The organism is Colwellia sp. RE-S-Sl-9 (assembly GCF_048296855.1).
Lineage (GTDB): Bacteria > Pseudomonadota > Gammaproteobacteria > Enterobacterales > Alteromonadaceae > Pseudocolwellia.
The window spans coordinates 3,159,158-3,182,667 of sequence record NZ_CP182631.1 but is presented as its reverse complement, the minus strand read 5'-3'; the positions used below and the strand labels follow the sequence as shown (position 1 = coordinate 3,182,667).

Sequence of the window (23,510 nt, the reverse complement as noted above, 5' to 3'; positions counted from 1 at the left end):
ACTATTACTGTTTTAAAAACGTGGTTAAGGCATTAGGATTAATATCAATAACCAGTTCTTCGCTATTAAATAATTCACCGTCAATCACATAGTTAATCAACTCGTCGCTTTTAATAGTAACTTTCTTAACTCGTTGAGTTTGTATGTTTTGATCTACAGACGTTAATTCACTATTAGCGTTACTGGAGCTATTTATATTTAAGCCTGCTGAAATAAGCTCGCCCAACCCCATCAGTTTATTGCTACCATTTTCTATCGTGTTAATCCAAGTAACATCAAGAAAACCGTCTTGGCAGTTAGGCGTGCCATTGCCTTGAGCAAGCACACTCGTAAAGGGAGCTGCATTAGCCACGATAAAGCTCGTGGTATCTATAACTTCAAAAGAGTTATTATCGAACGCGACATTAAGCTTGTAAGCTCTGCCTTGGGTGTAAGCTTTCCAAAAGCCACTTAAATAGGCAAATTGTCCTAAGTCGTCTTTTACACCTCTGTCTGCATAATTGATCATGTCGTGTTCTAAACCAATGCCAGCCAATAACAATACGGTTTTTCCATTACAGGTTGCTGTATCTATTTTAATGGTTTGCTTGCTACATAAATGCGATAACGCTAGCTCTACAGGGTTAATTTTAGAAAGATGACCATATAAATTATGAGCTAACGCATTGGCTGTTCCCATAGGGATAAAACCAAAATTAATTGGCTTATTCACCACTTGCTCGGCAACTTCTCTTAATGTACCGTCGCCACCTGCAGCAATAACCGTTTTAATATTGTTTGATAACGCTTGTTGGGTTAATTGTTTAGCTGACAGCTCTAAAGTGGTTTCTTTAATGGTAAGTGAAAAATGTTTATAAAGCTGATTGATAACCTTATCTTGGTTTTTTTTCCATTTTCCGCCGCCTGCAGCAGGGTTCACAATTAACCATGCGCTAGGATAAATTTCTATTTCATTATTTTCACGGTACTTTACTAACTGCTTGAGCTGTGAAGGGTTCAACCCTGCTTGGGTACGTACTTGGGTTATTTTTTCTAGTACTTCTCTTACCGTTAGCTTAGGGTATTTAACTAACAAATAAGCTGCTGCAACAAATACCGAGCGCCCTCTTCCTAAAGCACAATGTACAACAACGTTATGCCCTTGCTTAATATGATTATCGATCCATGTAACACTTTCGCGTAAAGACTCAATATTTGGTGTTTGATGATCAAGCGTTGGCACATTTAAGTAGTCTAGCGCTAATGCTGAAGCCCCCCAATCTAAAGCACTAAACTCTGCGGTCATGTCTACAATCGCATGAATATTGGTGATATTAGCTGAGGTAAAATCTTGCGTGTTTAACCGAGTAGCAACGTATAAACCTTTATCTATTTTGTGCATTTTATCGGTTTTATCTAAACGTCTTGCAACCGCGTTATAAACATAAACGCCTGAAATAAAAGGCCATAATAGAATGTTGATATAGAGAGGAATTCTGCCATCACTGTTTTTTCTAAAAATTTCTGGCTGCTTTATTAAATAAGCAGTTGAGATAATTAAAAACGAAGCACTTGCCCAATAAAAAATAAATGAGATGAAAAATGTACTGTAGTAGCCCAATACAGCAAAAATTAGCGTTAAGGCAATATAATAAAAATGAATAGCCATGAATATGTTCCTTTATTAAGAATCGATATTCAATAAGGTGCAAGTACTAGACCACACGGTAAGTTACTGATAAGTAATACTAATATAAAAAGTCTACCATCTTTGTTTATTGTTTTTTGTAATATTTACATAAACCCATGTCGACTGATCTCATACTTCTTTATTTTAGAGGAGAGTGTTGTTGGTTTTAAACCGAGTAATTCTGCCGCGCCGTCGTTACCATAAATTTTACCTTTGCATTGCTGTAACGCTTTTTCAATATTACTTTTTTCTAATGCTTTATGTTGTGTTGCGCTCATGAGTTCTGATAGCGCTACTGTTTTTACTGGCACCTGAATATTGTTAGTTTGCTTGGCTAAAATATCGAAGGTTATTTTATCGCCTTTAGCTAAAATTATTTGTCGTTCAATTATATTTTCTAACTCGCGTATATTGCCCGGCCACGTGTATTGTTCTAACAACTGCATTTGCGCTAATGAGACTTTAGGCTGTGGTTTGTTAATACGTCGGCACACCTTATTAATAAAGTGTTTAACGAGTAGCGGTAAGTCGTCGATACGATCACGCAACGCTGGGGATTGAATAGGAAATACATTAAGCCGATAGTATAAATCTTCTCTGAATTTGTTTTCTTTTATCAGGGCTCTTAAGTCTTGATTGGTGGCAGAAATAACCCGAACATCAACATTTCGTGTACGAGAGTCGCCAACTCTTTCGTATTGTTGTTCTTGCAAAACTCGCAGTAATTTACCTTGTAACTGGATCGGTATTTCGCCCACTTCATCTAAAAATATAGTGGCTCCATCAGCTAATTCAAAGCGCCCTATTCGATCAGATATTGCACCTGAAAAAGCTCCTTTTACATGGCCAAAAAATTCACTTTCAAATAAATCAGCAGGAATAGCCGCACAGTTAACACGAATAAGTGGCCGCGCTTTACGTTCGCTTACTTCATGTATTGCTCGAGCAATAAGTTCTTTACCTGTGCCCGATTCGCCAATAATTAACACGTTGGCGTTGGTTGGCCCAACTAATTCAATTTGTTGTACCATATGCTGCACTTGAGCACTTTGCCCAATAATTTGGTGATGATTAAAATCGGCGTTTAGCTCTTCTAATAAATAAGCATTTTCCATTTCTAGTCGACGCTTTAATGAATCAACTTCTTCCATAGCATTAAGTAGTTTTTGTTGAATACGTTTACGCTCGGTAATGTCTCTAAAAATTACCACCGCACCAATTAATATACCGTGTTCAGTTACTGGCGTACTAGTGTATTCTACTGGGATAGGTTTCCCTTCTTTTGACCAAAACACTTCGTTATCAACGCTATGTATTTCACCGTCGTTAAATGCCGCGTAAATAGGACAATCGTGCGCATGGTAATGACTTCCGTCAGGATAAGTATGGTGAATCACTTCATGCATTTTTTTACCAATAATATCTTCTCTTTTCCATCCCGTTATTTTTTCTGCCGCTAGGTTTACAAAGGTTGTATTGCCTTGATCGTCAACACCATAAATACCATCGCCTACCGCGGTTAATAACAGCTGATTTTGTCGTTCTATTTCTTCAAAAGCGGTTTCGTTTTGACGCCAATGCGCTAAACCTGATTGGTAATTAGATTCAACAATGGCCTGATGATAACGAGCAAAGCTTTCTACACTTTTTTGGCAACTCATTAATATATGTTCATCAATCTGCGTTGCGTTGATTTCTAAATGGATAATCTCGCTGTTCACTTTAATGCTTAAATCGCTCGACCATGCATCTTTTTGAATAAGTACTTGCTGAGTAAAATGTATCAGCTGCTCTAAACATTCATGAAAGAACTGCGTGACCTTATAGTTTTTTAAGTTATTATTATTTAAAGCAAATAACCTTTTGGCTTTGCTATTGGCTTGCAAAATTTGGTTATTAGTTGGGTCTATTAACAACATGGCTGTGGGGGCGTTGCTAAACAAATGATCTCGCATTTTCTTTATACCTCAGTATTACTTCTTAGTCATTTATACAATTGTTAGGCCAAACAACGAATTATCGTTACTCGAACCACGAAAAATCGTTATCAACGAAATATCGTTGACTTCAAAATCAATGACTTTTAATTTTTTACCTTAACAATCAAATGAATAGAAAAACAAATGCTATGGCACAGTTATCGCTATATCAGGTTAACGGTTTGTTTTATGTTTGAAAAAATTAGCCAAGCTAATAGCATTTCAAGAGTTTTGCTCTAAATAAGTGCAACGCATCAATAAAAGCATCTAGGTAAAAATTCAAACAATACATATTTTAAACTTAGCGAGGAAATACCATGACGATGACACGCAACGAAGTAACCGAATTAATTGTGACTCAAAAGCTTTATAAAAAAGTTTCGTGGGGAGATTTAGCAGAAGTAATCGGTTTAAGTAAAGAATGGACAACAGCCGCTTTGCTAGGCCAGATGACATTAACAGCGGATCAAGCTGAAAAAATCGGCGCAGTGCTCGACCTACCTGAAGACGCCATTATTCAACTACAAGTGGTTCCATATAAAGGTTCATTACCAACTGCAGTACCTACAGACCCACTTATTTACCGTTTTTACGAATTAATTAACGTATACGGCACCACGTTTAAAGAACTTATTCATGAAGAATTTGGCGACGGCATCATGAGTGCTATCGATTTTAATATGGACTTAAAACGAGAACCTAACGAGAACGGCGATAGGGTTCAAATTCTATTAAGCGGGAAGTTTTTACCTTACAAAACTTACTAACCATTAATAATAAAACTAAATTAAGTGAGAAATAATCATGGCTTATATTGAACCCAGTGAATTCGTAACCAAAATGGTCGATTCTGGTGAGCAGAAAGTTTACATGTCTACCAAAGACACTATTATTCGTGCCTTTATGGCTGGCGCTATTCTTGGCTTAGCCGCTATTTTTGCTATTACCGTAGCCACTAAAACTGGCAGCCCTATTTTAGGCGCTTGTTTATTCCCTGTTGGCTTTATTATGTTGTACCTAATGAAGTTTGATTTATTAACCGGTGTGTTTACGTTAGTGCCTTTAGCCTTATTGGATAAACGACCTGGTGTTACCTTTGGCGGCGTTATGCGCAATTGGGGCTTGGTGTTTGTGGGGAACTTTGCCGGTGCGATGACCACCGCTTTCTTTATGTCGTTTATTTTAACCTATGGTTATTCGGCTGATGGTGGTGCTATTGCTGCTAAAGTCGCTTCAATCGGTGAATCGAGAACCTTAGGCTATCAAGAACATGGTATTGGTGGTTGGTTAACGATTTTTATTCGCGGTATGTTGTGTAACTGGATGGTGTCTATGGGCGTGGTTGGCGCGATGATTTCAACTTCTGCCGGTGCTAAAATGGCCGCTATGTGGATGCCTGTTATGCTGTTCTTCTTTATGGGTTTTGAGCATTCTATTGTGAATATGTTTTTATTCCCGTTTTCTATGATAATGGGTGGCGACTTTACCGTTTACGATTATTTATTGTGGAATGAAATTCCGACGGTTTTAGGTAATTTAGCGGGTGGGTTATTATTAGTCGGTTTACCTCTTTATTTAACGCATGTTAAAACATCGCCTGAGCGTAAACTTTCGTAAGGCGCTTTATTAAAAGCATGTTATTAATACAAATGAGTATTTAGCAGTTTCAGGCTTCGTAATTAACTTTACGAAGCCTTTTTTATTCTTAGAAGTTCATCTACAAATGCTTTTCTTTAGACCAACGAACAAGCTTTTCAACATGTGCGCCTGAGCTCATTATTAAATGACATACTTGCAATAACCCTTTTTGATGGCAATCTTCAAGTGCTTCACCACTCAACTTCGCTAAATTGTCTTTATTGATAGTGTATAATCCATTCATTTTAGAAGGAAATTCAGCCCCTAAATCAAGCTCTAATGTTATAGGTTCTAATAAATCATATTTAGATAATGCTTCTAGTATTTTATTCGTTTGCTGCGTGCCTGCCATTAGCTGAGCAAAAGTATTTTGAATACGTTGTAAATACCCTGTAGCTTGCCCTTTTTCATCAAATATTTTTTCACCTAACTCTTTTTGAACTAGCGGATTAGCGACATCCAAAGCAATACGACCACCAGAAAAGTCACCTTCTTCTGAAAGTATCGCATGAAAAGGCCTACGTAATATTTCAAGAGGTAAATATCTTGCTTGCCAAACATTCTTTTGTATATAAAGGTTCTCAGCTGATTCTATACCTAATAAAGCATTCATAAGAAACTGCCCAGTATTAGGGTTTTTTGTTATAAAAATAGCGTACTCGTGAACAAGTGTACTTAACTCACCTACAGTTACGTAAGCTGTATTGATCTGATTCTCAGGAACATCAACTAATAATGTATTAATTTTAATATTACGATGCTTCACCGTATCGAGTAATTCAATAGTATTTTTTGTCATCTTTATCTCAATGAATTAAATTTTTGAAAGACCATATTTATAAATTTTATTTAGTAGGTCACGATTTGTAGGTAGAGTAGATAATAACTGTTTTTCCCTATCTTTATTAAGCATTACTTGCTGCTTTACATAATTTTTTATATAAGGTTCAAGTTCAAACAATGCTTTAGTACGAAATTTACTACCGTATAATATAAATTGATAACTCGTCGCTTGAAAAAGCTCTCCTGTCGCTTCAAAATCATGTCCATTAGGTATTTTGTTTTTCCATAAAACCATTAATTCTTGCAAGCGTTTAGGTATAGAAGCTTCTGCTTTATTATCTTGCCAAAAAGGCGCTGTTCGATTACTTAAAATATAATGTAATTTTAGAAAATCAATCGCTCTTCCCCAACGATAAGTAAACTTATCGTTAAAACGTTTGGCTGATATATCCATTACACTTGTAGTGAGTGGTAATTGTTCAGCAATGAACATAGCTGATAACTCAACTAAAACTAATGCAGAAGCCTCTAAGGGTTCAAGAAAACCCGCAGATAAACCGACAGCTACACAGTTTTTATGCCAAAATTTTTCTCTATAACCTGATTTAAAATTAATCTCTCTTATAGACAGGTTGTCAGTATTGCCACCTGTAGATTTTATATAAGATAATAAATCGTCTGTTGCCTGCTGTTTAGAAGCATGTTTGCTAGAATATACGTATCCTACACCTCGCCGGCTTGGTAGCCCTATATCCCATATCCAACCTGCATCTTGCGCTGTAGATTGCGTATAAGAAGCGATAGGAGCATTTTCATCAGTATATTGAACTTGAGCAGCTAATGCAGTGTCAGCAAAAAGAATATCATTAACACTCTTAAACTTAACCCCTAATGTTTGCCCCAATAGTAAAGATTTAAAGCCAGTGCAATCAATAAAGAGATCGCCTTCAATGCTATTACCATTATCAAAAGTGACTGAAGTGATATTTTCATTGTCATCTTGATTCACTTTCTCTACTTCAGCTAATACATGCTTAATACCTAAATTTTTAACGCCATGCTTTTGTAAAAAAACAGCGAATAGCCCCGCATTTAAATGGTAACCATAATTAGTTGATGATTTATATTCAGGGTCTGTTATTTTTTTAGGTGCTAAAGATTGCTCAAAAATTTCATGCTGTACAGAAAAATGCTTTGAAAAGGGCTCTTCAATAGATTGATCAAGCCAATATTCAGCAAAAACACCATCTACTGAATGCTTTAGATCATCAAAAGGATGGCTGTAAAACCCTTCACCTTGATCGTTATCCCAACCAACAAACTTTGAACCTTGCTTAAAAGAAGCTTCGCATTCCTTAAAAAAATCAGTTTCTGAAACACCAATACTTTTTAATGTTGCAGCCATTGTAGGCCATGTACCTTCGCCTACTCCTATAATAGGAATATTTGGTGACTCACAAAGTGTAATTTCAAGTTCATTATTAGCGACTCTAGCTTGAAAACGCGAAGCCAAAATACTCGCTGTTATCCAACCGGCAGTACCACCACCAACAATAACGATAGATTTAACTATGTTACTCATAATTAGTACTCCTTTAACTCATTACTAAATAGAGATAAAAACTAATAATACAGTCTATATATAAAAAGACCCATCATAATTGATAGGTCTTTTTTAATATAAATAGCAATTGTATTTATTATGGAATAGCAAACAATGCTAGGTTATCGATATGATAGACAATACCAGCTATTTGGAATCTTAAACGAACAGAAACATCTTCGTTTTCCCAATCAGGTGTACCTGTTGCACTATCTGTATTAAGCATTACACGTACAGCACTATTTACCGTGTTGCTCCATGTACTTGCAGAAAAGTTATAAACCTCACCAGATGCTGTTTCTAATTTAACTTCAAAACCTGTAGCTACATCAACAGGTGCATTAGTTGGGTGTATGTCTAATTGCAACATGTAACGACCACCTGCTTTCACAGCTCCTGCTTGAACAGGTAACACAACTTCAGAGGCAGATGCATTATCCGTTGTATCAACAGTTAAAGCATACGTACCACTAGTAACCTCTGTAGCCGTATCAGTAACACCAATAACACCAACACCATTGTTAGTAGGTACGACACCATCTTCAAATGAAGAGGCGTTCATAGTTAACATGTTATTGGCATAACCGTCGATATCAGTAATATCAACAATACGTAGATCATCTACATAAGCATCGCTATCAGAACAACAAGTTGGCCCATTTAATGATTGAAATAATGCATCCGGCACAATAGTCCCTAAATCCCAATCAAACGTTGTGAATACTTTTGTCGTTTCAAGCCATTGAGTTGAGTCATTTACCCACTGTCTAACCCCAGCTTGCCACCATGCTCGAGTACCACCGTAAACATTAAAATGAAGGAAATTAGCATTGATGTCTTCAGTTGTTTGGGTCCAACCTCCGTAGTAATAAATACGGTCAGCCGTAGCTGGCCAATTTATTTCAAGGCCCAGTCCTTTTTCAAGAAAAATACTATTAGAACCTGAATGAGCTGAATTAGTTGATACAACTGGGTTTGCTACCACTCCATCATAAGTGATTTTTCTCCAACCAATATTGCTTGGTAAATTACCTGCTGGTAAACCTTCAAAATCTACTGATGCGCCATTATTAACTAAAATATTAGACTCTACACCATTAACGACAATCGCTAATGAACGTTCACCATCAGAAGTGTTTCCATTTGCATCTTCAATTTGGTAAGTAAATTCAAACGACATATTAGCGCCTGCTGCAATATCGGTTAAAAATGCATTAGGAGTAAAGGTTAAATTATTACCCTCTAATTTAGCGCCATACATCAAAGCTTCAGCACCATTTAATTTAACGTTTTTAACTATTATAGCGTCACCTTCACGGTCAACTACATCAGCAACTAGATCATAAACTTTTGATGTGTCTGTTTCGTTTAACTCATCATTTAAAAAATAACTACTAATTAATGGTGCACCAGGAACATCTTTAACACCCAAAATATTAATCATTAAGTTTCGAGTTAAATCGTGATTATGATCGCTAATTTGATATGTATAATTAAGTGTTACTTTTTCGCCATCTGCGACTTGGCTAGCAATACTTGCTATATCTAGCACCAACTCATTATTTTCATTGAGTGACGAAGGCAAAACAAAGCGGTTATCTGCACTTGCGACAAGGTTAGATGCAGTTAGTGGCTCACCATCAGCATCACTAGCATTTATTAATAAGTTTAAAGTGCCAGTACCTGCATCCTTAGTGTAATTACCCACTAAATCACCGATAATTATAGGTGCGACATCTTCACCTGTCACAGACAGTGTTGCTGTTCGAGTTGATGTTTCAGTTCCATCAGAAACATCATACGAAAATACAACAGTTTTTGTTTCACCAGTATCTAATGTACTAGCCAACGCAGAAGGACGTACAAATATTGCATTCCCTAAAAATTCAAAGCCAGTCAAATCATCTGTATCTGCAGTAAAATTAGTCACAAATAACACGTCACCATCTGCGTCAGTAACACCTGCAGCGCCGTTATTAGTATTTGCCTCTTTTCCTGATGCAGTCCCTAATAAATAAATTCGTTCACCATCATCTGTTTCATGAGCGGTAAATTGAATGTTACTTGAAACAACAGGAGCCACATTTGAAGTTTTTACGTCTGGTTTATAGGATTCATCACCACAACCAAACAGTGCTGTAGATATAGCACCAATTAGTAAAGATTTTTTTATAATTTTCATAGTAAATTACCATTTTTTTTAAAAAGGTGTATAAACTTCACAGAGCTACACACCTATTTTAATTAATTTTAAAAGTTAGCGCGTACACCTAAACGGAACGTTCTGCCTGTTTTAAATCGAGTATAAGTACGCGATTTAGTTGCATCACCTTCTAATGGGTTACCTTCGTTATATTCAACATATTCGAAGCCCTCTAGATTATCAGCTGCAACGCGTTCCACGTTTAACGTTCTACTTGTAAAGTAAGTTCTAAACTCGGCATCAGTTAAATTAACTGCTTGAAAACTAATTGTTACTGCGTCATTAACTTTATAAGACGCTGATAAATCTAGTGAATTACGCCCTTCATTCCAAAGGCTACCTCTGTTCCAAGTTCTACCACTTTGACCAGTGTTAAAATCAGTTCCTACCAATGAATCAGAAGTACCACGATAACTTAACCTAACTTGATGACCATTCTTCTCCCAGAATGTAGTTAAGTTATAAGAATGCTTAGGTGTATCTGCAACTGGGTACTCAGGTAAAGGTTCGCCATTTGAGCCGATCTGAGCATCATAACTACTGTCTTGATATGTATAGTTAGCTGATACACCTAGACCACTGAAAACCCCTGGTAAAAAGTCATACGTTTGAGAGTAACCAAGCTCTACACCCGTAATTTCAGCACCGTCACCATTAATACGTTTATTAATATTATATTCATCACATAACAAACCTAAATCATCTGAAAGAGGAATAGGTAAACTTTTATCGAATGGTGAACCAGCCGTTGCTGTTAATCCGATACAGTTATTAAGATCGTCACCTTCAAATAAATATAATTCATTAGGGTTAACTGCTTCACCAGCTGTTACTGCTGGTCTAAAGTCGTCAAGATAAGCTTGGAAGGTTTCTGTCGTTTCGAAGTTAGACATATCCTTATTAAAAATCGCAACACTCAACATAGATGAAGGATTAAAATACCATTCCAACGATACGTCTATATTTTTTGACTCTAATGGATCTAATCTTGTATTAAACTGAGTTAATCGACTGTTTATATTAGAAGTTTCACCACTCCAGTAAGAGTTTTGAGTTAAAGAAAAACCAGGTCTTAATGAATCTATTTTAGGTCTTGTCATTGTTTTAGATATGGCAAAACGGGCTACTAGTTCTTCAGAAATAACATAATTAAGATTCAAACTCGGTAATACATTTGTATATTTATATGAATCATTTGTAGGTAAAGACATTACCTGATTATCTGTTAAGGCTGTAGATGTATAACCTGTAGTATCTAAAGCGCCAGCAACACTTCCATCCCATGTGAATGGAGCTGTAGTTAAACTAGGATCACCGAATTCATTTTGATGACTACCACTAGCATCTGTATAACGCCACATATTTATCCAAGTAGCATTAACAATATCCTCACCTGCATTAGCATGTCCTTCAGGATACGTTTTAATAGTAGGGTCAGCTGAAACTAGAGAAAACCAATCAGCATAAAATGGGTCATGACATGGTCCAGCATCAGGTATACGTGTCCAACCTGATGGATCTGGACCTGAAGAGGTATCCCAACCTAAACCATCTACTCTGTTATATTTGTGTGCATAACCTGTATCGCTAGTATCATACTCAGGACATGCTGGTAGGCTTGTGTCACGTAATTCTTTTAATTTAGTAAAGTCAAATTCACGGGCAAGACTATCACCACCAAAACTCCACCATTGTGCACCAGCATAACCTTCAGCCTCAACTTCTGTTTCTACATAACGAACACCAATATCACCGGTTAAATCGCCATCTAAAAACTCGAAGTTAGCTTTAAAGTAAACTGATTTAGTATCAAGTTCTGTATTTCTTGTTTCTGTATTGTTTGGTGTTCTTATTACATCTTCATTATCAAAAAGAAGATCAAGAGCACTTCTAATATTAATAGGAGATAAGCCTTGAGTTACATTGTCGCTTTCATAACCTAAACTTTCCATAAAGTCATCAACACCGCTGCCACCTTCTCTAGCGATCAAGCTTGCTCTAATGCTTCGAATATCACCATTATTAATAACAATAGGTTGACCAGTAATAGGATCTTCTAATACTTCGGTTGCAGACGTTGAAGTGAATCGGTAGTTTTGATTATCAACATCTTTTTTACGTTGGCTAATTTTCGCACCGAATTCAAATTGAGTGATAGGACCTAGCTCAACATCCCAATCAAAATCTATTTGAGCATTATTTAGTGTATCTTCAACTGTCACATCTCTTTGAGAAATACTGCTTAAGTTAAAAACATCTAAATCAGAAGGGTTAAACCCTGTTAATACATTAGTGTTATCGTACCATGCAGCTCGACTAATACCTTCTTCATCTGTATAACGATCAAAAATTTCAGTACCAAGATCCATAATGGCTGTACCTGCCACTATTCTACATTCTCCGGTAGTACAATCATAACCAACTGGTTGTGCATCTCTCCCTGCATCAACTAATAGTTGAGCTGGAGCTTGCCCAAAGTTTTGCAGGTTACTAAAAGCATTGTAAGGATCACTCTCGCTTTTACTTTTAGAATGGCCTAATGCAACTGACATTTTTAAATCGTCAGTAATGTATTGATCTATTTTTAAGGTTGTACTTAAGTTAGTTTCTTCTGTCGCATTATTCGTACGACTAACGTCACCAGCTGCAAAACGAGTAGTATTCTTAACTAATGTATTAGTGTCTGTATCTACAACCAACCAATCAGCAAACGGGTCTGTAAATGTTGAAATATATTGAGCATCATTATTATTGTTGAGGTTATTTTCTCCCTCAAATAAGCCTGGACTACTTGCAGTAGAACGACTTTTGATAGTGTCATTTGTTCTGCGACGATCTTGTTTACTATATGTTAGGTCGTATGAAATTTCAGTCTGGTCAGTTGGGATCCATTGAAGACCTAGCGTCAAGCCTTGACGATCAGAAGTATCTTGATGAAGTGAATATTCAGTACTTTGATGCTCAATTGCAATAACGTCACTGATTACATTACCATTCAGGTCAGATGCTGTTCTAAGTGTGCTAGACTCAATAAAGTCACCCACTCGATATTGATCGCGACGTGTACTATTAGAGTCTTGATATGCGCTAAGTGCTAAACCTAAAGTGTCATCAAGAAAAGTTTCTGTTAATGTGAACTGAATTTTACTGTCTGTTTCATCAGCAAATTCATTATATCTTCCTTGTACTTCTAAGGTACGAATAGGATCTTTGTCCACACGGTCTAATGGTTTAATAGTAACTAAGTTAACGCTACCACCTAAAGAGCCTTCATCATGATCAGCACTAGGAGTTTTAACAACTTCTAATCTTGAAAGTGCGTCTGCCGAATAAGAGCTTAAATCAACCGCTTGGTTAAAATCTGTTGATGTTAATTGTTGTCCATTAAGACTAATATTATTTTGGTTAGAAGTAGCCCCACGAATTGTTATTTGAGAACCTTCACCTTGATTTTGAACAATCGATACACCTGTAATACGACCTAAAGCATCAGCTATATTTTGGTCTGTATTTTTACCAACATCTTCAGCGTTAATTGTATCAACTACGTTTTTAGAAAATCGTTTATCATTGAGGGACTTTATTAAACTACCACGTAAGCCCGTAACTTCAATGACTTCAATTTGCTCTTGTTCTTGCTCTGCCTTAGCCTTAGCTATTTTTTTCTCATCTTCTAGTGCATCCTGTGCGTTAGCACTAGCACTCAAAACTGAAAAAACAGCTAAGCAAACAGCATTAAATTTAAACTTTTTACTTGCGTTCACTTTGTATCTCCCATAAACATTCTATTTATAATTATTTAATTCTAGCAAATGAACAGCAATTCCATACCCAACATATGAAATTAACCACTTATGACACTCTAGTGCCGCGACAACATGCTTGTCAATCTTTTTTTGTTAACAATACACAATAAAGATCTGTTTATATTGCGTTTAATTTATAGCCAACTTTAAATAAGTTGTTACATTTTATAATGTTAATATGTTTTAAATAAATTATTTGTTTATATTGATATCTATTACAAATTAATAAACATTTTTTATAATAAATTGATATAACTGCTTTTTAGGTTTAATAGTAAAAAAGCAACGTAAGTGTTCACTTCATTAATATTAGATTAATTAATAATATTAACAATGCTAGTCACTATACTTATCTAAAACGCAGTCAATCAAAGATTGAACATTTTTTATCTATGTAAAAACAAAAAATATCACTCATAACGTAACAAGCAATTATAAGGAAATACCATGAAAGCATGGTTTGTAAAAAGTAATATAAATGGAGTATTTTTAATATTTATCAGTTTGCTTCTAGCTGGGGTATCAAAAGTAACTCTGGCTAACAATTTAGAACATGCGTGGGCTATTGATGAAGGAACAGGAAGTATTGTTGCTGATTCAACTGGTAGTAACGATGGTTCTGTACAAGGTGCAACGTGGATAACAACGGGCTATCTAGAAAACGCCTTACAGTTCAATGGAGTAAGTGATTCTGTTGAAATATCAGGCTCCGCTATTAATACTATGTCTTCATTCTCTGTTGCCGCTTGGGTTAAGTTAGACTCAACCTCAGGTTGGCAAACCGCAGTCTCCCAAGATGGGGTAAACCTCAGTGGTTTCTTTTTACAGAAAACCCAGTTTGACAAGTTTGCATTTTCGATGCTTGATAGTGATTCAGTTACTGCTAATGTAATTCGAGCTGAAGCCAGTTTTAATCCTCTACCTAATACTTGGTATCACTTAATTGGAATGTATGATGCAACTGCTCAGGAAATAAGACTGTATGTTAATGGTCTCTTGGCGTCAAACCAATCATTTACAACGCCTTGGAGTGCTTCAGGCGATACAGCTATAGGAAGAGGACAATGGCTAGGCGAAAATGTTGATTACTTTTCTGGCGCGATCGATGAAGTGAAAGTTTATAATGATGCGCTATCAGGAACAGAAGCAAAAAACTTATTTTCAACAGGTAATATTCAAGGTGCGCTTTTCAGTGATGATTTTAATGACGGAAACGACAACGATTGGACAATATATGATGGAGTTTGGCAAATAAATGACAATCAATATCACGTTAATAGTGGCCCAGGTTATAAGTCGGTAGCAGATAACGTTAATGTTACTGATTTTGAATACGAAGCAGACATCACTTTAAATTCCTCAGGTAATGCAGGAGTTATATTTCGCATCATCAATCCTAGCATTGGTGCTGACTCATTCAGCGGCTACTATGCAGGAATTGAAGACAATGGAAATATCACGCTTGGCAAAATGGATAATAATTGGACTTTATTACAGTCTGTAGCTGCGGGAATTAAAACAGGTGTAACCTATCGATTAAAGGTTATCGCTATTGGCTCCAATTTGCAGGTTTATCTCGATGGTATTCCCCAAATAAATATCAACGACACTAGCTACACATCTGGCAGTATAGGGGTGAGATCATTTATGGCCAACTCATCATTTGACAACCTTATTGTAAAAGCAGCTAGCGACGGGAACTCTGTCTGGATTGAACCAGTGTGGACTAAAGGAACGGCTGCTTTGATGACAGACTTTTCTAATAACCTGTCTCCTGACAATGTCCATCAAGACTACCCTAGAATGCAAATGACTCGCACAGAATGGGACAATTTAAATGGAATCTGGCAAGTGAAAGAAGGAATTGCTGGAGAGATCCTCCCCAGCAATCAAAACTTTCCTCAAGCTGTGCTTGTACCTTTTGCGATTGAATCTGCCTTATCCGGTGTAATGCAAGGCTGGGATCACCTTTGGTATCGCAAAGTAATCAACATCCCCACCAATTGGCATGATCAACGAATCCTATTACATTTTGGAGCGGTTGATTTTGAATCCGAGGTATTTGTCAATGGTCAAAGTCAAGGTATCCATAAAGGAGGTTATGATTCATTTTCTTATGATATTACGGATTCATTGAATTCAACGGGCAATCAAGAAATTATAGTTCGTGTTTTTGATGATACAGGAGCAAGCAGTCAAGCTATAGGAAAACAAGCAGAAACCCCTCACGATATTTTTTATACTGCAACAACAGGAATTTGGCAAACAGTATGGATGGAGCCTGTGCCAGCAAGTCATATAGATAGTATTAAACTGACTCCTAATATTGACAACAATACTGTAAGTCTAATCATTAATGTCAAGGGTGATACGAACGATCTTCTAGTCGATGCATCGATAACATCGGAAGGTATGTCGGTAGCTTCAGCAATAGCGCAAAATGTAGGTTCTGAATTTACTATAACTATTCCAAATCCCACTCTATGGTCTCCCGATAATCCCTTTCTCTACGATCTGAAAATTGACTTGAAAAATGGAAACTCGATCATTGACTCCGTAGGTAGTTATTTTGGAATGAGAAAAATTTCTATAGTGGCTGATGGAGGTTACCAGAAAATGTACCTCAATAATCAATTTTTATTCCAAAGAGGCCCATTAGATCAAGGATACTGGCCTGACGGTATCATGACGGCACCAAATGATGCAGCACTAAAGTATGATTTAGAAATAACCAAAAAGTTAGGCTTCAATATGACTCGCAAGCACATAAAAGTAGAGCCTGACCGTTGGTACTATTGGGCAGATAAGCTAGGACTATTAGTGTGGCAAGATATGCCAAGTAGAAATCTAGATCTGCGAGGTAATGAAGATGTTATGTGGGAACAAGAGCTGCAGATCATGATGGAAAAACTTCATAACCACCCCTCTATTATTATGTGGGTAATTTTTAACGAGCAATGGGGGCAGTTTCTTGAGGAAGGTTCTAATCGCGTTACTGATTGGGCTATTTCCTTTGACCCAAGCCGAGTAGTAAGCCAAACAAGTGGCTGGGAAGATTATAATGGAGGACACGTCAAAGATAGTCATTGCTATCCGGGCCCATGCGTTCCAACAGATGCTGAAACAGCAGGACGTGTTAAAGTTAACGGTGAATATGGAGGGATCACTTACGAAATTCCAAATCATTTATGGCAAATAGGTGGTGGGCATACTTATGCTGGACAGGTGTTCGACGATCTAAACTTCTTCGAGTCTTATGGTAGTAAAGTTAAAACACTTTACGAGTGGAAAGATACACAAGGATTGAGCGCCTATGTTTATACACAACTCACCGATGTAGAAGGAGAGGAAAATGGTCTTCTAACCTACGATCGAAAACGGATAAAAGGGAATGATCTGGCTCGCCTCAAAAAGTTGAATCAAGGAATACCTTTAACCTTCAATGACATTGTTCCAAGCGCTAAAAATCAAGCGATCAGTTGGCAATATACCACCACTGCTCCTAGTGCAGGTTGGCAAGCAGTTGAATTTAATGATTCGTCTTGGAAAACAGGCGACGCAGGTTTTGGTACTGTAGAAACACCAGGTACAGTTGTAAGAACAGTTTGGAATACAGCTGATTTATGGATGCGTCAAACGTTTATATTAGATAATTTAAACTCTCAACAATTAGATAATCTATATTTTGAAATCCACCATGATGATGAAGCGCTTGTTTATATAAACGGGATATTAGCAGGAGAGTTTAACGGATATACCAGTGGCTATTCTCATATTAAGATGACTGCGGCAGCAAAAGCCGCACTGAACTTAGGTGGAAATAATGTTATTTCTGTTCATACTCATCAAACTATTGGGGGACAATACGCTGATATAGGTATTGTTGAAATGGTTCAGTAGCAAATCACTAAACTAATACCAAGTTAATTGATTGACGACTTAAAGATAATTAAAAAATTTATAGGCACAGATTTCACGTTCCACGTAATTTGTGCCTAATTTTTTGGCCCAACTGAAATCTGTATCTTGAATTGATATCGCTCAAGTGCTCTGAAATACGCCTCTTGATTGATAACGGGTATATATCAAGAATACTAAAAACTAGCCAATAACATCATATAAATTATCGTTTTCTACGATTTGACTGAGCGCCTAGCGCTTTCTTTCTAGCATTTTTTTTAGACGGAGGACTTTGTTTTTTTCTTCCACTTTTAGGTGGCTTAGTCAGGTCAGGTTCATAGCCAGGCAACCACTGTGGTAACAATTGTGTATCAAGAACATCTTCAACCGCCTTTAACAGCCACTCTTCATCCGGACTCATGAGTGATAAGGCTAAACCGGCTTTACCTGCTCTACCCGTTCTTCCAATACGATGAATATAATCTTCAGCTACATAGGGTAATTCGTAATTAATAACGTATTGTAAATCGATAATATCAATACCGCGCGCAGCAACATCTGTCGCAACAAGAGCTCTTGTTTTGCCTTCTTTAAATTCAGCAAGGGCTTTATCTCGTGCGCCCTGCGATTTATCGCCATGAATAGATTGTGTTTTAATCCCATCTTTACACATTTCTTTTGCAAGCTCATCAGCGCCTTGTTTAGTACGTGTAAAAATCAGGACTTGTCGCCAGTTTTTAGAGCCAATTAAAAAAGAAGTTAACTCGCGTTTTCTGTCCGCATCTACGGTATATACAATTTGCTCAACATCTTTTGCTGCTGTATTACGTTCACCCACTTCGATTAATTGAGGATCATTTAATAAGGTTTTACTTAGCTTAAAAATACTGTCGTCAAAAGTTGCTGAAAACAGTAAGGTTTGACGCTCAGCAGGCACTCTTTTTAAAATATTAGTAATCTCATCTTTAAAGCCCATATCTAGCATTCTATCGGCTTCATCAAACACTAAGTACTGTAAATCAGCCAAAGTCAGCGAACCATTAATTAAGTGGTCTAATAATCGACCTGGTGTAGCAACAATAATGTCGGCACCCGCATTTATAGCTTCAGTTTGTGGTTTAATACTTACACCACCATAAACAAGCACTGATTTAATATCGGTATATTTAGCGTAGGTCTCTATATTTTTAAATACTTGCTGAGCTAACTCACGCGTAGGTGTTAAAACAAGAGCTTTAACAGTACGCGTTGTTTTTTGAGATAATAAATGATGCAAAATAGGGAGCGTAAAAGCCGCGGTTTTACCTGTACCTGTTTGTGCTCCAGCCATAACATCTTTATGTTTTAAAATAACAGGAATAGTGGCAAGTTGAATAGGAGTAGGCTTTTCATAACCAGACTCTTCAATTGCTTTTAATAAAGCAGGATTTAACGCTAAAGAGGTAAAGCTCATACAATTTCACAACAATAAATTTTTAATGTCGCTATTGTATCAGAGAAGTTTCAACATTGAGTAATGTAGCTAATTTTTACAATTAATGTTCTTGATAAAATAGCCATTTCTAACGAACCTCTTATAATGTTCACCTCTGCAAAAAGGTTGAATGATTATGGCAAAAAAATATTTAATTTGGGATTTACCTCTTAGGCTTTTTCATTGGGTATTAGTGCTAACAATATTAGGTGCTTGGTATACCTCCGATCAAGACAACGATTTAATCGATTATCATCTTATTTTTGGTTATGTCGCACTGGGATTGATGCTGTTTAGAATATTATGGGGATTTATAGGTACGACTCATGCTAAATTTAAACATTTTATTCCTACACCAAACAAACTAATAAACTATATAAAAAATAAAAACGATCAACAATCAGCGGCTTATCCAGGACATAATCCATTAGGTAGTTTAATGGTTGTATTTATGTTAGTAATAATTTTACTACAAGCGATAAGTGGCTTATTTATGAATGACGATATATTTACATCAGGCCCTTATTACGGAGAAGTTACTGGCAGTCTTGAAAAAGTTATTACCTTTTTCCATCGTAATAGTTTTAATGTGATTTTAGCGGCAATAGCCTTACATATACTTGCCATTATTTTTTATAAGGTTGTTAAAAAGAAAGCATTAGTTGCTTCAATGATCACAGGAAAGAAAAGCTCTGAAGAAGTATCTGAAAAAGATGCAATAAAGCATTCAAAAATTATTATTGCGATTATAACAGCTATAGCTGTTGCGGCTTTTGTATATTGGTTAGTTATTATAAATGCTCCCGTAATAGAAGAATATTATTAACTCACTGATTAAATAGACAACTTAAACTTAGATACTAAAAAGCGCTGCTATTATTTCTAATAGCAGCGCTTTTTTATCATTTTTAAAAACTATTTAGTCGACTTTAAAATCATCATGACAGCCGCCACAAGATTTTCCTACTTCACCGATAGCTTTTTTAGTAGCAGATTCATTACCTAACTTTGCAACTTTTAATAAGTCGGCTGAAGCTGATACTAATGCTTCTGTACGCTTTTCAAATAATTCAGGTTTGGTCCAAACATCATTTGAAGCTTCTGTTTTAACTTTAAAACCTGATGTATTGGTACTCATATAATCGGCAATCATTAATGATAATTGATTAATGCGTAAAGCATGTTTTTCTACCGCTTTAGCATCAAATGGCATTTTACCTTTTGCCATAGCGCCTAACGGGCCCATATTGCTACCTAGCAAACCAAATACGGCTTGACGTGTATGAGCAGTTTTTTCAGCTTGCTTTAACGACTTGGCGGTATCTGCCATTGCTGATGCAGCAACAACAAATGAAGATGCAACGACTATACTTGTTAATATTTTTTTCATATTGATTAAATCCCTCATTAAACTAACTTTACTCGTAGCTTAAATGAATACTCACTTAAGAGTAAACTTATTTATTATATTACTACACATTAAAAAGTAACATTTGGTTTCATTATTTTTTTCTTAATTCATCTTCTAACTCATCAGGGTATAACACAACACCTTGCTCGTTAGTGTTAGGAAATACAACGATGGCGAGTTCATCATCTAACAAACCTTGTGTCCAGCGGCTATACCATTTATTTAGGCTTATAGCTTCCGCTTTACATGTATTCCATTCCTCATTAATCCATAGTTCAGCTGTTTCTTTTGAAGGCCAAACCGGCACGCAATCTTCATCTTCCGTATTTAACATGACACAACCATGCTCATCGGTTAGTATCCAAATAGTTTGATGCTCACGCACCTCTTTTAAAAAATAGGTTACTCTACTCTCATCATTAAGGTTTAGTATTTTATGTAAATTGTTTTCGTTAGCCATATTCCTAACCTTTTAAAAGTTTAAATGGCAAAAATTTCCATTTCATCGCCTATTTTCTTTCTCATTTCCATCAATTTTATCGCTGCATTATGCTGAGAAATATCTTCTTCAGTTTCAGGAATGTATTCTGGAATTTGAATTTTTTGACCTGTTTCATCAACCGCAACCATAATAACAATACAGTGGGTGGTTTTACGACGAATAAGAGACTTCGGATCACATGCATTTACTTCTAACGCTATGTGCATTGATGACGTTCCCGTATAAATAACTTTAGCTGATACTTCAACCAAACTACCAACATGAATAGGTGCAACAAACTTAATACCACCCGCATATGCAGTAACACAGTAACGACCACTCCAACCTGCTGCACATGCGTAAGCGGCTAAATCGATCCATTTCATTACGGCGCCACCATGAACTTTACCACCAAAATTTACATCTTGTGGCTCAGCTAAAAATCTTAAGGTGATATCTCTTTGTGGTTTGTTCATCTTTATTTCTCTTTGTAATGAATAGCTAATAAATAGTATATGTTTTAACTAAGCAGTTTTCGTTCCACTTTAATATAACCTCAAAATAGCGATTATCCTATTTAATGCTTTAATAATGGCCTTAAAACAGACAAAATTGAACAATTAAAAATCAATGTGTTTCTATTGCACCATAAAGATGCATCGCATGATAATAACAGGAATAATAAATGAAAATTTGGGTAGATGCTGATGCATGTCCTATCGTAATAAAAGACATTCTTTTTAGAGCCGCTGAACGAGCAAAAATTGAAGTTACACTTGTTGCTAATCACTTCTTGAAAACACCACCTTCTAAGTTTATTAACTTTGTTCAAGTCAATTCAGGGTTTGATGTAGCCGATGACGAAATAGTGAAAAGAGCCGAGGTAAAAGACTTAGTTATTACGGCTGATATTCCACTTGCGGCTGAAGTCGTTGAAAAAGGTTGTATTGCTTTAAATCCTAGAGGCGAACTGTATACAACACACAATATTAAACAAAAGCTTAATATGAGGGATTTTATGGATACATTAAGATCTAGCGGAATTCAAACAGGTGGCGTACCACCAATTAGTCAAAATGATAGACAAGCCTTTGCCAACAACTTAGACAAATGGCTTGCTACAAATCACAAATAATAGATTTACCTTGATGCTGAATAGGGATCTTTTGAAGCACTCTTTTGTGCATTAGGTTTACGAGCCGAACGGCTTTGTGGGTTACTCCCTACTTTATGATTTTGGTTTTTACTTTTAGGCTTATGCCCGCGCGCATTATCTGCGGATCTTTGACCATCTTTATGTTCAAAGCTCGCTTTAGGTTTTTTAGATCGTTGTTGTTTTAATGGTCTTAGTGTTCTTGATTCTGGTAATTCGTTAAACGGTGCAAAGCCTTCGTATATTTCACGGGGAATAAATTTCTGCATAACGTGTTGTATGTCGTTGAGTAAGTCTATTTCATCTGCACATACCAATGAAACAGCATGACCACTAGCACCTGCTCGACCTGTTCTACCTATACGATGAACATAATCTTCGGGTACATTAGGTAATTCAAAATTAACCACTTGTGGTAGTTGGTCAATATCAATTCCGCGCGCTGCTATATCTGTTGCAACTAACACACTAATAGTACCTTCTTTGAAGTTAGCTAAAGCTTTTGTACGTGCTCCTTGGCTTTTATTGCCATGAATTGCCGCTGCTTTTATCCCAGCACCTTCTAAAACTTTAGTTAACTTATTAGCACCATGTTTGGTTTTCATAAATACCAGCACTTGTTGCCAATCATTATCTTTTATTAGCTGCGTTAATAGCTCTGGCTTTTTCTTTTTATCTACCGGATAAACCAATTGTGAAACTGATTCAGCCGCTGAATTTTTAGGTGTGACAGAGATTTCAACAGGATTATTAACTAAACCACGAGCAAGATCACGAATATCGTCAGAAAATGTTGCTGAGAAAAGTAAGTTTTGTCGCTGTTTAGGTAAAAATGACAATATTTTCTTTATATCTCTAAGAAACCCCATATCAAGCATTCTGTCAGCTTCATCTAATACCAATACTTCAAGCTGATCAAATCGGATGGCTTTTTGATTAAATAAATCTAACAACCTACCAGGCGTGGCAATAACTATATCCGCACCTTGACGTAATCTCATCATTTGAGGATTAATTTTAACACCACCGAATACTACTGTAGAACTTAGTGATAAATACTTACTATAAGTATCTACATTGACAGCAATTTGAGCGGCTAACTCACGTGTAGGCGTTAAAATTAAACTACGCGCTTGGTTAGGTTTTGCTTTATTACCTTTAGATAGAATTTCTAATATAGGTAAAGTAAAACCTGCAGTTTTACCTGTACCCGTTTGAGCAGCAGCCATAACGTCTTTTCTAGACAATACGGCAGGAATAGCTTGTTCTTGAATAGGGGAAGGGTTTTCATAACCTTTTTCAGATAAAGCGGTAAGAATTTCTGTCGAAAGGCCTAAAGATGTAAAACTCATAATATACTCAATTCACTATATACCGCCAATCGCGGCGCTGAAGCTTACATTATAGTAG

General features: G+C 36.4%; 16 protein-coding genes. 5 read left to right on the top strand and 11 right to left on the bottom strand.

The annotated features are described in order from the left end of the window. Positions 1-4 precede the first annotated feature (4 nt). Both ACM9HF_RS13785 and ACM9HF_RS13780 read right to left on the bottom strand, forming a co-directional pair. A complete protein-coding gene (locus ACM9HF_RS13785; protein WP_473609681.1) occupies positions 5-1,648 on the bottom strand; it encodes a diacylglycerol kinase family protein in 1,644 nt (547 codons plus the stop codon). Positions 1,649-1,773: 125 nt separating this feature from the next. Then, entirely contained in the window at positions 1,774-3,624 is a 1,851-nt protein-coding gene (locus tag ACM9HF_RS13780) for a sigma-54 interaction domain-containing protein (RefSeq protein ID WP_473609677.1), read from the bottom strand. A 341-nt stretch (positions 3,625-3,965) separates the two neighbouring features. On the opposite strand from ACM9HF_RS13780, the gene cynS reads away from it, so the two are divergent. Together cynS and ACM9HF_RS13770 are read left to right on the top strand one after the other, a co-directional pair. Beyond that, entirely contained in the window at positions 3,966-4,415 is a 450-nt protein-coding gene (gene cynS, locus ACM9HF_RS13775) for a cyanase (RefSeq protein WP_473609673.1), read from the top strand. A 37-nt stretch (positions 4,416-4,452) separates the two neighbouring features. Beyond that, positions 4,453-5,265 (top strand): formate/nitrite transporter family protein, encoded by an 813-nt coding sequence (locus tag ACM9HF_RS13770; protein WP_473609669.1) that lies wholly within the window; start codon positions 4,453-4,455, stop codon positions 5,263-5,265. Between the two features lie 100 nt (positions 5,266-5,365). Here ACM9HF_RS13770 and ACM9HF_RS13765 read toward each other — a convergent pair whose 3' ends face one another. The 4 genes from ACM9HF_RS13765 to ACM9HF_RS13750 form a co-directional block, all read right to left on the bottom strand. Continuing rightward, the gene (locus ACM9HF_RS13765; protein WP_473609666.1) at positions 5,366-6,085 is read right to left on the bottom strand and encodes a SapC family protein; all 720 of its coding nucleotides are present in this window, start codon (positions 6,083-6,085) and stop codon (positions 5,366-5,368) included. A gap of 15 nt (positions 6,086-6,100) precedes the next feature. Then, positions 6,101-7,651, bottom strand: a complete 1,551-nt coding sequence (locus ACM9HF_RS13760; RefSeq protein ID WP_473609662.1) for a tryptophan halogenase family protein — start codon at positions 7,649-7,651, stop codon at positions 6,101-6,103. Positions 7,652-7,769: 118 nt separating this feature from the next. Next, on the bottom strand, positions 7,770-9,854 hold the full coding sequence (locus ACM9HF_RS13755; RefSeq protein WP_473609658.1) for an Ig-like domain-containing protein: 2,085 nt from the start codon (positions 9,852-9,854) through the stop codon (positions 7,770-7,772). A gap of 68 nt (positions 9,855-9,922) precedes the next feature. Continuing rightward, positions 9,923-13,639 (bottom strand): TonB-dependent receptor domain-containing protein, encoded by a 3,717-nt coding sequence (locus ACM9HF_RS13750; protein WP_473609655.1) that lies wholly within the window; start codon positions 13,637-13,639, stop codon positions 9,923-9,925. Positions 13,640-14,128: 489 nt separating this feature from the next. Between ACM9HF_RS13750 and ACM9HF_RS13745 the strand changes: the two genes are divergently transcribed. Next, positions 14,129-17,581, top strand: a complete 3,453-nt coding sequence (locus ACM9HF_RS13745; RefSeq protein WP_473609651.1) for a LamG-like jellyroll fold domain-containing protein — start codon at positions 14,129-14,131, stop codon at positions 17,579-17,581. A 223-nt stretch (positions 17,582-17,804) separates the two neighbouring features. Here ACM9HF_RS13745 and ACM9HF_RS13740 read toward each other — a convergent pair whose 3' ends face one another. Next, a complete protein-coding gene (locus ACM9HF_RS13740) occupies positions 17,805-19,034 on the bottom strand; it encodes a DEAD/DEAH box helicase (protein WP_473609647.1) in 1,230 nt (409 codons plus the stop codon). 157 nt (positions 19,035-19,191) lie between these two features. On the opposite strand from ACM9HF_RS13740, the gene ACM9HF_RS13735 reads away from it, so the two are divergent. After that, positions 19,192-19,881, top strand: coding sequence for a cytochrome b/b6 domain-containing protein (locus ACM9HF_RS13735; protein ID WP_473609643.1), 690 nt, complete (start codon positions 19,192-19,194; stop codon positions 19,879-19,881). A 93-nt stretch (positions 19,882-19,974) separates the two neighbouring features. On the opposite strand, the gene ACM9HF_RS13730 is transcribed toward ACM9HF_RS13735, so the two are convergent. From ACM9HF_RS13730 to ACM9HF_RS13720, 3 genes are all read right to left on the bottom strand, one after another. Beyond that, positions 19,975-20,445, bottom strand: coding sequence for a c-type cytochrome (locus ACM9HF_RS13730; protein ID WP_473609640.1), 471 nt, complete (start codon positions 20,443-20,445; stop codon positions 19,975-19,977). 112 nt (positions 20,446-20,557) lie between these two features. Further along, positions 20,558-20,926, bottom strand: coding sequence for a DUF2750 domain-containing protein (locus ACM9HF_RS13725; protein ID WP_473609637.1), 369 nt, complete (start codon positions 20,924-20,926; stop codon positions 20,558-20,560). Positions 20,927-20,946: 20 nt separating this feature from the next. After that, the gene (locus ACM9HF_RS13720) at positions 20,947-21,423 is read right to left on the bottom strand and encodes an acyl-CoA thioesterase (protein WP_473609633.1); all 477 of its coding nucleotides are present in this window, start codon (positions 21,421-21,423) and stop codon (positions 20,947-20,949) included. Between the two features lie 209 nt (positions 21,424-21,632). Between ACM9HF_RS13720 and ACM9HF_RS13715 the strand changes: the two genes are divergently transcribed. Beyond that, positions 21,633-22,082 (top strand): YaiI/YqxD family protein, encoded by a 450-nt coding sequence (locus ACM9HF_RS13715; protein ID WP_473609629.1) that lies wholly within the window; start codon positions 21,633-21,635, stop codon positions 22,080-22,082. Positions 22,083-22,087: 5 nt separating this feature from the next. Here ACM9HF_RS13715 and ACM9HF_RS13710 read toward each other — a convergent pair whose 3' ends face one another. Further along, entirely contained in the window at positions 22,088-23,452 is a 1,365-nt protein-coding gene (locus tag ACM9HF_RS13710) for a DEAD/DEAH box helicase (protein WP_473609626.1), read from the bottom strand. Positions 23,453-23,510 lie beyond the last annotated feature (58 nt).